13 protein-coding genes are annotated in these 10,457 nt (G+C 69.6%); 9 read left to right on the top strand and 4 right to left on the bottom strand.

Annotated features, from left to right (window positions below; all coding sequences use genetic code 11):
- The first annotated feature begins 182 nt into the window (after positions 1-182).
- The gene (locus FrCorBMG51_RS10345) at positions 183-476 is read left to right on the top strand and encodes a DUF4193 domain-containing protein (RefSeq protein ID WP_013873850.1); all 294 of its coding nucleotides are present in this window, start codon (positions 183-185) and stop codon (positions 474-476) included.
- 312 nt (positions 477-788) lie between these two features.
- Here the strand turns inward: FrCorBMG51_RS10345 and FrCorBMG51_RS10340 are convergent, their stop codons facing one another.
- Positions 789-1,391 carry an isochorismatase family protein gene (locus tag FrCorBMG51_RS10340; RefSeq protein ID WP_047222981.1) on the bottom strand — a complete coding sequence of 201 codons (603 nt, stop codon included), beginning with the start codon at positions 1,389-1,391 and terminating at the stop codon, positions 789-791.
- Between the two features lie 298 nt (positions 1,392-1,689).
- Here FrCorBMG51_RS10340 and FrCorBMG51_RS10335 point away from each other — a divergent pair, with 298 nt between their 5' ends.
- From FrCorBMG51_RS10335 to FrCorBMG51_RS10325, 3 genes are all read left to right on the top strand, one after another.
- Positions 1,690-2,613 carry a DUF3097 domain-containing protein gene (locus FrCorBMG51_RS10335; RefSeq protein ID WP_047222858.1) on the top strand — a complete coding sequence of 308 codons (924 nt, stop codon included), beginning with the start codon at positions 1,690-1,692 and terminating at the stop codon, positions 2,611-2,613.
- Positions 2,614-2,663: 50 nt separating this feature from the next.
- Positions 2,664-3,527 carry an N-acetylmuramoyl-L-alanine amidase gene (locus tag FrCorBMG51_RS10330; RefSeq protein WP_047222857.1) on the top strand — a complete coding sequence of 288 codons (864 nt, stop codon included), beginning with the start codon at positions 2,664-2,666 and terminating at the stop codon, positions 3,525-3,527.
- 343 nt (positions 3,528-3,870) lie between these two features.
- The gene (locus tag FrCorBMG51_RS10325; RefSeq protein WP_052914535.1) at positions 3,871-4,557 is read left to right on the top strand and encodes a TetR/AcrR family transcriptional regulator; all 687 of its coding nucleotides are present in this window, start codon (positions 3,871-3,873) and stop codon (positions 4,555-4,557) included.
- Positions 4,558-4,986: 429 nt separating this feature from the next.
- Here the strand turns inward: FrCorBMG51_RS10325 and FrCorBMG51_RS10320 are convergent, their stop codons facing one another.
- The 3 genes from FrCorBMG51_RS10320 to FrCorBMG51_RS10315 all read right to left on the bottom strand — a co-directional run bounded on the left by FrCorBMG51_RS10320 (position 4,987) and on the right by FrCorBMG51_RS10315 (position 7,233).
- Positions 4,987-5,526 carry a cysteine hydrolase family protein gene (locus FrCorBMG51_RS10320; protein ID WP_047222856.1) on the bottom strand — a complete coding sequence of 180 codons (540 nt, stop codon included), beginning with the start codon at positions 5,524-5,526 and terminating at the stop codon, positions 4,987-4,989.
- Complete coding sequence (locus FrCorBMG51_RS26615) at positions 5,523-6,728, bottom strand: hypothetical protein (protein ID WP_086055366.1); 1,206 nt, start codon at positions 6,726-6,728, stop codon at positions 5,523-5,525. Before FrCorBMG51_RS26615 ends, FrCorBMG51_RS10320 begins: the two co-directional genes overlap by 4 nt.
- A gap of 112 nt (positions 6,729-6,840) precedes the next feature.
- Positions 6,841-7,233: a winged helix-turn-helix domain-containing protein gene (locus tag FrCorBMG51_RS10315; protein WP_052914534.1), complete on the bottom strand. Its 393-nt coding sequence runs from the start codon at positions 7,231-7,233 to the stop codon at positions 6,841-6,843.
- 271 nt (positions 7,234-7,504) lie between these two features.
- Between FrCorBMG51_RS10315 and FrCorBMG51_RS10310 the strand changes: the two genes are divergently transcribed.
- The 5 genes from FrCorBMG51_RS10310 to FrCorBMG51_RS10290 all read left to right on the top strand — a co-directional run bounded on the left by FrCorBMG51_RS10310 (position 7,505) and on the right by FrCorBMG51_RS10290 (position 9,744).
- Positions 7,505-7,714: a hypothetical protein gene (locus FrCorBMG51_RS10310; protein WP_047222855.1), complete on the top strand. Its 210-nt coding sequence runs from the start codon at positions 7,505-7,507 to the stop codon at positions 7,712-7,714.
- Between the two features lie 116 nt (positions 7,715-7,830).
- A complete protein-coding gene (locus tag FrCorBMG51_RS31005) occupies positions 7,831-8,304 on the top strand; it encodes a hypothetical protein (RefSeq protein ID WP_235433470.1) in 474 nt (157 codons plus the stop codon).
- On the top strand, positions 8,301-8,702 hold the full coding sequence (locus FrCorBMG51_RS10300) for a hypothetical protein (RefSeq protein ID WP_047222853.1): 402 nt from the start codon (positions 8,301-8,303) through the stop codon (positions 8,700-8,702). Before FrCorBMG51_RS31005 ends, FrCorBMG51_RS10300 begins: the two co-directional genes overlap by 4 nt.
- A complete protein-coding gene (locus FrCorBMG51_RS24995; RefSeq protein WP_052914533.1) occupies positions 8,702-9,502 on the top strand; it encodes a DUF2637 domain-containing protein in 801 nt (266 codons plus the stop codon). Before FrCorBMG51_RS10300 ends, FrCorBMG51_RS24995 begins: the two co-directional genes overlap by 1 nt.
- Positions 9,499-9,744, top strand: a complete 246-nt coding sequence (locus FrCorBMG51_RS10290) for a hypothetical protein (RefSeq protein ID WP_047222852.1) — start codon at positions 9,499-9,501, stop codon at positions 9,742-9,744. The genes FrCorBMG51_RS24995 and FrCorBMG51_RS10290 overlap by 4 nt, the downstream gene beginning before the upstream one ends.
- Positions 9,745-10,457 lie beyond the last annotated feature (713 nt).

The raw sequence follows: 10,457 nt of genomic DNA, 5'->3' as shown, positions 1-10,457 counted from the left end.
CGGGCGCCCCCGGCCCGATGCCCGCCGCCGATGTCCGGTGACACCTGGGACGTGGGAGCGCAACGGGTGTGGTGAAGGCCACATCCGTTCGGGATCGTCCGGGCGGGCACATACCCCACCGGCCGTGCGTTGTGGGTGGGGCACGAGAGAGCAGCGCACTTAATATTCACGGGAGTATTTCAGTGGCCACCGATTACGACACCCCCCGGACCAGCGATGCCGAGGAGGTCGCCGAGCAGAGTCTGGAGGCGCTCAAGGCACGACGGGCGGACGCGGCGGCCGACCTCGGGGACGATGTCGACCCGTTCGAGTCCGAGCTCGACCTGCCCGGCGCGGACCTGTCCGGGGAGGAACTGACCGTCCGCGTACTGCCCCGACAGGCAGACGAGTTCACCTGCACGAGCTGTTTCCTGGTCCATCACCGCAGCCAGCTCGCCGACAGCCGGCGGATGATCTGCGCGGACTGCGCCGCGTAGGCGGTACGGGCCACGCGGACCGCGGGACCGCGCCACGCGGACCGCGTGGGACGCCGAACGCGCCGGGCCGAGCGGCCGACGGCTCGCCGGCGGCGCCCCGGCCAGGGCAGGTACCGCGCGCCGGGGCCGGCTGCCGGNGCGCGCCGGGGCCGGCTGCCGGTGCCCGCCGCGGCGACAAGCCCGACAGCTGACGAGCCCGACAGCCCGTCCGTGCTGTCCGTCCTCGCGCCCTGTCCCTGTCCACACGAGCCTGCCTGATGGCGACGACCGACTGCGACCGCATTACCACGGCCATCGGGCAGGCTTGGGTGATCATTTAGATGGTCGGGTAAGCACTCGGACCCCGGCTTCCCGCATCTGCGAGACGGCCTGCTCCTCGTCCCCGGGCCGCAGCCCGACGAAGCGGGTCAGGGCCAGCGGGACCACCACGTCGAAACCCAGCGCCCGGCCGTCCAGTGCCGTCGCCTTCACACAGTGGTCCCCGGCGAGACCGACCACGACGATCCTGCGGACCTCCCGGGCGGTGAGGACGTCGACCAGTTCGGTCGCCTGATCGGCGTCGGTGAGCGGGTTGCGTACGGTGAATCCGGAATAACCGTCCTCGCCGCCCGTTCCCTTGCGCACGATCGTCCCGTCGACCCGCAGGGCCGGATGCAGCTGCGCGCCCTCGGTCTCCCGTACGCAGTGCGGCGGCCAGATGCCGCCGCCGGTGACGAAGTGCGGGGTGGTCGGCGGATGCCAGTCCTGCGTGTAGACGACCGGTGAGCCCGCGGCCACGGCCCGTTCGATCTCGTCGTTGACAGGTGGGATGATCTCCTCGCCGCCGGTCACGTACAGGCTGCCGGTCGGCGCGGCGAAGTCGTTCTGGACGTCGATCACCAGGAGCGCGACGCCCGGCCCGTATTCGTCGGTCATGAGCCGATTCTGCCCACCGTCGGCCCGCCGCGGTATTCCGGGCCCCACCGAGGTGGGCAGGCCCTGCCGCACGCGGATGCCCGACGTTTGTCGGATATTGTTTTGTCCGACATTCGGGGCCCGGCTCGCCTGGGCCTCAACCGAGCCTCACCTGGGCCCTCACCTGGGCACTTGGTCGGGTCGATGCCGGATTGACGTGGTACGTGCCACAGGCATCGGTGATGACCGTATCTGCACCGGATTCGTACGGGTTCAAAGCTGATGCGAAGTCGTCATACCCCCCCGTTACAGTGGTCGGGTGCGCAGCAGAGACTACGGGCCCGACGTGCTGGCGCGGAGCGGACGCGTACGGCCCGCCGCGCCGCCATCTGTCGAGGCCGTCCCCGGCCTCGTCGCCGAGGACGCCGCGACCGGTTTCTGCGGGGCGGTGATCGAGGTCGAGGCGGGTGGAGTCGTGCTGGAGGACAGGCATGGCCGCCGCCGCGCCTTCCCGCTCGCCGCCGGAGCGTTCCTGCTGGACGGGCGGACGGTGACGCTGACCCGGCCGGTGCGGTCGGCGCCGGCGGCCCCGGCCCGCACGGCGTCCGGCTCCGTCGCCGTGCCCGGCCAGCCGGCCCGGGTCGCGCGGGCGAGCCGGATCTACGTGGAGGGGCTGCACGACGCCGCGCTCGTCGAACGCGTCTGGGGCGACGACCTGCGGCTGGAGGGCGTCGTCGTGGAAAGCCTGGACGGCGTCGACGATCTGCCCGCGCTGGTCGCGGCCTTCCAGCCCGGACCACGGCGCCGTCTCGGCGTGCTCGTCGACCATCTGGTCGCCGGCTCCAAGGAGAGCCGCATCGCCGCGTCCGTGACGTCACCGTACGTGCTCGTCACCGGGCATCCCTACGTGGACATCTGGCAGGCGGTCAAGCCGTCGTCCGTGGGTATCGCGGCCTGGCCCCAGGTACCCCGGGGCCAGCCGTGGAAGGATGGCGTGTGCCGCGCGCTGGGCGTCGCCGAACCCGCTGACATGTGGCGCAGGGTGCTCGGCAGCGTGCGTTCCTACACGGACGTCGAAGCCGGTCTGCTCGGGGCGGTCGAACGCCTCATCGACTTCGTCACGGTACCGGCGGGTGACGGCGACGACGAGCACGGTGCCAAATATCATGCCAAACACGGGGCCGAGCACAGGGCCGAGTACGGCGAGGGACACGACAGGGGACACGAAAGAGGCCGGGTATGAGGGCCGGTTCCGCCGTCGGCGTCCCCTCGCCCGAGGCGGGGCGACGGTAGATGCCGCCGCGGTGGAGAGCGCTCAGGCCAGGCCTTGTCGTCGCGCTCGTCGCGGTGGTCGCGCTCGTGGCCTTCGCGGTTCACGCGGCGCGCTCCGACCCACCCCCGCCGCCGCTCGGGATGTCCGCGGCGGCGGCGTCGCCGTCGTCCGAGCCGACCACGGCCGGGGCCGGGGCGGCGGCCAGACCGGACCTGCTGCGCGGGCGCACCGTCCTGCTCGACCCCGGCCACAACGGGGGCAATGCGAAGGCGCCCGCGGCGATCAACCGGAAGGTGCTCGCCGGTGGCATCGCGAAGGAGTGCGACACCGTCGGCTCGCAGACCACGGCCGGCTATCCCGAACACGCGTTCACCTTCGACGTGGTCACCCGAGTGGCCGCGCTGCTGCGCGACCGGGGTGCCACCGTCGTCCTGACCAGGGCGGACGACAACGGGGTCGGCCCGTGCATCGACGAGCGGGCCCGCATCGGCAATGACGCGCACGCGGACGCGGCCGTGTCCGTGCACGCCGACGGCGGCCCGGCGAGCGGTACCGGATTCCATGTCATCGCCCCGAGCCTGAGCCCGGACGGCGGCAACGCCGCGATTCTCGCCCCGTCGGCCCGGCTGGCGGACGCGGTGGGCGCCGCCTTCGAGCGGAACACCGGCGAAACCCGGGCGGACTACATCGCGCACGACGGCCTGTCGTTCCGTACGGATCTGGGCGGGCTGAACCTCTCCCGGGTGCCCAAGGTGTTCATCGAATGCGCCAACATGCGCAATCCCGCCGACGCCGCACGGGTCTCCGACCCCGCGTGGCGTGGGCGCGCCGCGCAGGGCATCACGGACGGGATAATCGCCTTTCTGACCGCGCCGCCTTCCTGACCGCACGTCCACCGTGCGGTTACCGGACGGCGTGATGTTCCGGTTGGGCGTGGGCCGCGTTCTCGGGCTTCGTGCACGTGCATTTGCCGAGTCATATCAGCCGAGCCGCGTCAACGGTGCAGGTCCGCGCCGCCGGACCAGCGGGTGACACGTCGACGCCGTTGATATTTCGTAAATGTAACGCACCGTAACAAAAGTTGACATACCTGTAAGTCGGCCATGTCGCTCCGCCTGGCGCGATTTGTGGTATGACTTCGCGTACTCGGCTGTCGCTCCGACGACAGCATATTGACGGAAAGCATCAAGCAGTAAAATCGTCCGCCATGGCGGGATTTTCGACCGCATGGGGGGCAGTCATGAACATGTCGTCGACCCTGCTCCGCCATGCGCCGGACCAAGGAGGAGCGTCATCGACGAGGGGACGGCTGCGACGACGCGGCGGGACGCCGCACTTGGCCGGCGGGCGGCCCGTACCCGCGACGCCATCCTCGAGGGGGCGCGCCGGCTGTTCCTCGACCGCGGCTACGCGGGCACCCGGATCGGCAACATCACCGACGCGTGCGGGATCTCGCGGGCCGGCTTCTACACCTACTTCCATGACAAGCGCGAGGTCTTCAACGCCCTCGGGGAGAACGCCTACCGGGACATTCTTAAGATCGTTTCCTGCTGGGAGGCGATGCCGCGGCCGTGCGACCTGCCCGACGTGATCGGATGGGTGCATGCCTACTTCGCGTTCATGGATGTGCACGGTGCGTTTATTTTCGCCTCCGGGCACTCCGCACCGGCGGACGAACAGTTCCGTAACAGCAGCAGACGGATGCAGATGCGGGTCGCGTCCCTGCTGGGAGCGAACCTGCGCGGCCGGCAGACCGAGCCGACCAGCGCGCCGGAGGCCCTGGGATTATCGATCCTGGGGATGCTCGAACGCGCCTGGTGCTACTGCCGCGCCCAGGAGCTCCCCGTCGGTGACGACGACATCATCCGAACCGTCGCCCGCCTGATCCTTGGCGACCTCAACCCGATCCACTGACTGACCCGCCGCTCCAGGGGGCTCGGCCCCCGGGCAGGCATCGCGGCCCCCGACGAAGCCGCCCAAAGGGCGACGAGCCCCAGAAAGCCGGATCGACCAGGCCCGCCAACCGGGGGCCCCATGGCCACCCCCACCATAGAACCGTGGGGGCTCCGGGGGCTCGGCCCCCGGGCAGACATCGCGACCCCCGGCGAAGCCGCCCAAAGGGCGGCAAGCAGGGAAGGCCGGCGCGTGGGCGATACTGGGATTGAACCAGTGGCCTCTACCGTGTCAACTGTGCGCGCTGCGTCCCAGCGGTCGTTTTGCTTCCGTTTGTCCTGTATCCCTCCAGGGTTGCCGCTCTTGAGGCGGTAGATGGTCTCATCCGGTCCAAGCTGTCTTACTCCTCTTCGCTCGCGGATTCGTTCGCACGACTCGTACGACTTCTGATCAAGAAGTGATCGGGATCTGGGCTTGGGTCACGAGCTGGCGACGGCCGATGAACTTGGTGGCAAGGAGGATGCCCGCATCGTGGACATCCGGCCCGGAGTGGCTCGCGCTCGCGTCGGTCACGATCCACGGGGTCAGGTCGCGCTCAAAGGCGTCTACGGCCGTCTTGAGGACACAACTGTTCGTGTCGATGCCGCAGATGTAGAGGTCAGTCCAACCATGCTCCTTGACCAGTGCGGCGCCTTCCTCGTTGAAGAGGGTGTAGATCGTCTTGTCGACCACCGCGGTTGCTTTCGCGGTGTGGGGTATCAGGCCATCGACGATGTCCGTTGCCGGTGACTCGCGTAGCTGAGTCCAGCCCATAAGCCGTTCGTACGGGCTTCCAGGGAAATTGAGGTATCGCGTGAAGAGGGTGTCGTGACCGGCATCCTGCCAGCGTCGGACAAGGTCTACGATGATCGGTACGACCGGTCGTGAGTGCTCGGTCAGAAACCCGTTTTGAACGTCGATCACTACCAGTACTGACGATTTGTCGTTCATCCTTGCCCTCCGTCTGCCGCTTCTCGTAACGTCTCAACCGCGTGGGCAAGGTGTCGAGACAGGCCGCTTGTTTCTACGATCGCTTCACGCATCGATCGGTGTTGTGACGTCTCCTGTGGGCGTTCGGTGGTCAGCCTGGACCGAAGTCCCCTCACGAACCGCCATCCATATTCGGCGGGTACGACTGGATCTCGCCCCCGTTCGACTGCTGACCGTATCGAATTACAGTAGGACCATGCGGCTTGCACCGACAGTTCGCATGAGATGAGCTCATGTTCGGTCAGTGCCCGTGCCGATGCGGTGGGGTGGTAGACAACGCCCGACCACGATGCGAACCCGAACGATATCCCTTTCATTCCGAATTCCATGATTTCGGGGTGGTCGAATCCTTCTCGTAGTAGCGACTGCTCGACGAGTTCGGCATGCGCCTGGGACGGTCCTTGGTGGTCGTCCTCGCGTTCGAGCAGGACACGGGGGATGCACAGCAGTCGAAGTGCGCTGTCGAGACGGGCTCCATCCCATGGCGCCGAATCGACCCAGTAGGTGCTCAAGACGTACGGCTCATCGCGCACGGGGGCTTCGATGCGTTCTTCGAGGTGGCGGGTAGCCCAGTCGATGTTCTCTGGGTAGGAGACGCGGCGCCAGACGGAGATCTCGGCTACAGACGACGGTGTCAGGTCCTCAATCAAGTGGTAAACCACGACCCCGAAGGGCCATATGTACATGGTGCAAGTCCCTGCGTCTCCGTCGGTAACCGGCGCTGAGTAGCATTCGGTCCACTGCCGGTCGGTGGGTGACGCCCGTACCGCCGTCCTGATGTTTTCGGCGGCCTGGGCGCCAACATAGATCGGGATGAACTTGTGACTGTAGAGCTTAAAGGTCGATGACTCGCTGGCAGGTTGCAAGCTGCCGAATAAGTCGTGTGGGCTTTTTTCGAAAAACTGGCAGTACAGTCGCGAGTAGAATTCGTCGGGCGATCTTATCTGTCCACTTTCCAGCCGGTATATCTGTTTCTTGATGTTTTCTTCGCCGGGCGACGGCCAACCTTTTGACAGACAGAACCGGTGTAGCTCCTTCGCCAGGCGGGGTCTTCCCCATCCTCGCGATGTACGCAGCTCAAGGAGCACGCGGTTCGGCGTGGACGCCGATGTCGTCGCCGTGCTCGATGTCCCTATGTCCATGACCGCTGTCCTGATGTCCATGGACGGACGTCCTGTCCCTGCCTGTACTGGCTGTCACCTGTGCGGTGAGTCGTTGAGCGGTCATTCTTGGGACATGCGCGAATCAACCGAATGGCGCCTTCGGCCGGCCGGCTCATTTGTCCTCCGAGGTGAGATGGTTCATCGCCTCGTCGACACGACGCTCAACTTCGGCGAGTCCGGTAGAAACATCGTTCAGTTGTTTTCGGAGTCTGGCGACATCCGTCTGAATCTCGCGCAGCTCTTCGCCTGGCGCCGACGCATGGGGCTCGTTGCAGACGTAGGCGCCGCTGTTCGCCCTGATGTGCACGCGCCCTCTGGCGCTCAGCAGCCGAACGGCGGCTTGAGCCGTGTTGATCGCGATGCCGTAGTCGTTGGCGATCCGCCGGTAGGACGGAAGCGGGCGGTCCGGCGGGTACTCGCCCGCATCGATCGCGGCTTCGAGTTGATCGGCGACGCGGTGGCTGGCGTGACGCCTGTCGCTGGCTGGGGCCCCTGGCTCTTCCACTTCATCAGCGTATCCAACCGTCTCAAGACGGTGGCTTGACACGACACGACAGTGATGGCACTGTCTTAAGACAGTTCAACCGTCTTGACGCAGAGGCCCCGACGCTCAGCCGGCAAGCACCGCGCCGGGGCCCGTGATCCGTCCCGTTGGAGGAAGGACCCGTTATGAAGCATGCCCTGTTGGGGGCTCCCCTTGCTGAGGATCTGGGGGATGCCGTGGTGCGTGAGGTGGAGCGGCTTGCGCGTGAGCTGCTGCGTCGTGGTGGTGGCCGGTGAGCAAGCGCCAGAGAGCAAAGGACGCGGTGACCGAGGTGGTCCGGCCGCGGCGGGGTGAGCGGCGGGACGTGCCGTCGCCGACGCGGCGGGCGGTGGTCAAGGCCGCGTTGACTGCGCCGGTCGCCACGGTGCTGTTCGAGTCGCAGCAGTCGGAAGAGCTGTCGTTGGAGACGTCGCGGTCGCGGGGGGTGCGCGATGGCCGGTGAGCAGACGGCGGTGCGGGAAGCGGTGGTGCGGGACGCGCTGCACGCCGCGGTGGCACCGGTGGACCCGCCGGTGCCGGCGGNNCCCGCCGGTGCCGGCGGTGGAGAAGGGGAAGCCGGTGCGGCCGGTGCCGCGTCGGGAGTCCCCGACCGTCCCGACCGAGACCGGCGGTGGCGCCGACATCGTCACCGATGCCGCCGTTGCTGGTGGCGGGGTGTCGCTGCCGGTGCGGATGGCGCGTGCGTTGCGGGCGGCGGCGGAGCTGGTGGAACTGGTCGGTGAGCAGGCGTCTCTGCATGTGACGGTCAGCGATGTCTACCCGGACCAGGTTGAGGCGCTTGTCCCTGCCCGGTGGCGGGTGGGTGCCTCGGGTGGGGAACGTGACGCGGTCCGGTTGGCGGATCTGCGTGTGGTGGCCCGCCGGTTGGGTCGGCCGTTGGCTGTGGGGCGGGAGTACGACAACGGCGACCTGTCCGTGGAGGTGTCCACGACGGTGGCGGGCCACCCGGTGCGGGTGTGGGCGCCGCTGACCGACCCGGACGTGATCGTTCAGGCCCGCGGGCTGATCGCGGGTACGGAGGCAGGCTCGTGAGCGCCGTGTCCGCCGGCCTTTGCGGGTCGGGGGATGCCGTCGTGGTGGCTGGCTATCTGACTGCGGTGGCGGATCACTGGGCGGAGATGGTCACGCTGGCGGACCGCACCGGGGAGTACCGGTTGCGGGTGTATGCCGCCGCGGTCGACGCCGAAGCGCGGGTGCGGGTCGCTCAGGCCCAAGCCCGCGCGGCGGGTGCTCCCGGTGACGAGTTGGCGGACGTGTTCGACCTGGTGGCGGCGGTGACGTTGGACCGGATCGCGGCCTGGTATCAGGCGGGCCGCCCGTGCCGGCCGGCGGGTCTGACCACGGCGGAGCGTGCGTTGACCGGGGCGTCCCGGCGGGTGGCCCGCAGTGGTGGCTCGGGCTGGCCGCTCCCTGCGGCGGCGGTGGCGTGATGGCGGGCGAGCCGCCGCGTCGGCTGGGGCGGGCGTTGGACGCCGGTCTGTGGCTGGTGGCCGGGCTGGTCGCGGTGTACAGCCTGGCGAACGTTCACCAGGTTGCCCGTGGGCATGGCACCGCCGATCCGCAGGCGTGGCTGCTCGCGCCGATCGTGGACATCGCCCTGTTCGTCTCGATCACCGCGGACGCGGCGTTGTCCCGGCACGGGGAACGCCCCGACGGCTGGGCGACCGGGCTGCGCTGGTTCTGCGGGATCGCGACCTGGACGCTGAACGTGTGGGACGCCGCCGCCTCCGGGGATCCGGGGGCGATCGTCGCGCACAGCATCCCGCCGGTGGTCCTGGTCCTGCTCGCCGAGGCCGCGCCCCGCTACCGGCAGCGGTTCGCCGCGCTCACCGCCGCTCCGGCCGTGGTGGCTGCGGAGCCATCCCCGACGGCGCTACCGGAACCACCGGCGGCCGTGGCACCGGAGCCATCGGCGGACGCGGTACCGGAGCCATCCCCCGTGGTGGTACCGGAACCACCGGCGGTCGTGGTACCGGTGCCACGCCCGACCGGGCCGCGTCGCGGTACCGGTAGCACCGTTCGGACTCGCGCTGCCCGTGGCACCGGTGCCACCGGTGGTGTGCGGGGGTCCGGCCGCCGGGACCTGGCCCGGGAGCTCGCGATGGTGCCCGCGGACGACCCACGCAGTGACCGGCAGCTCGCCGCGGACCTCGCCGCCGTGGTCGGCCTGTCCCCGACCACCGCTCGCCGCTACCTCACCGAACTGCGGCAGGCCGGGGCGACGTCGTGACCGGGATCCGCGCGGACCTGCGCGCCCTGCCCTGGTGGGCCGTCGGCGGCCTGGTCCTGCTCGCCGTCGTGGTGCTGGCCCTGCGGATCGTCGGCCTGGCCGTCTGCGTCCTGGTCGACACCGTCGAACGCGTCGAGATCGCGCTGTCCGCCGCCGCGGGGATCGCCCCGCTGGGTGGCTCGTCCTGGCCCCTGAGCGACCCCCCGATCCCCGGATGGACCCCGAACGGAGGTGTGCGATGAGCGACCAGCCGGAGCGGGCGTCCACGGACACACCCGCCGGTGGGGTGGTACTCCCGGGCCCGTGGACCCCGACCCTCGACATCGCCACCGATGCCCGTCCGGCGGGTGGGCCGGTCCTGGACGGTGAGGTGATCGACCAGCGTGGGCAGGTCGTCCCCTCCCGGCCCGGCGGAGTGCCGGTGCGACGGCCGGTGGCCCGGCCCGCGCTGCCAGCCCTGCCGGTCGGCGGGAAGGAGCTTGCCCGGACCGCCGGCCGGGTGGTCGTGCAGTCCGTCCAGGGGCACGCGGTGCTGGCCCGCCGGGCGGTGGACGCCGCCACCCACGCGGCGATCCGGGAGCAGATCCGCGCCGCGCGGGCCCGGGGAGACGCCGCAGAACTGGCGGTGTGGCTCGACCGGCTGCACGCGGCGAAGGACGCCCGCCGGCAGCGGGTCCAGAACCTGCCCGTGCTGCTGAAGACCGCCGCGTTCTCGGCGGTGGCCCTGGTGCTGGTGGTCGCCGCCGGACTGGTCGGTCTCGGCATCGTCGCGGGCGTCGTGCACCCGCTGGGGGTGGGCTGGGGGGACTACTGGGGGTTCTGGGGCTGGCTGCTGCACGCCCTGGTCACCGCCGTCACCGTGCTGGTCCCCCTCGCCCTGGCCGGGATCATCCCGGCCTGGCTGGTCGTCACTCGCCGCGCCGGGCAGGACGGCGCGACCCTGCCGGCCCGGCTC

Source organism: Protofrankia coriariae (genome assembly GCF_001017755.1).
In the GTDB taxonomy this organism is placed as follows: domain Bacteria; phylum Actinomycetota; class Actinomycetes; order Frankiales; family Frankiaceae; genus Protofrankia; species Protofrankia coriariae.
The sequence above is the reverse complement of the archived record's forward strand: the minus strand, read 5'-3'. Positions and strand labels throughout refer to the sequence as shown.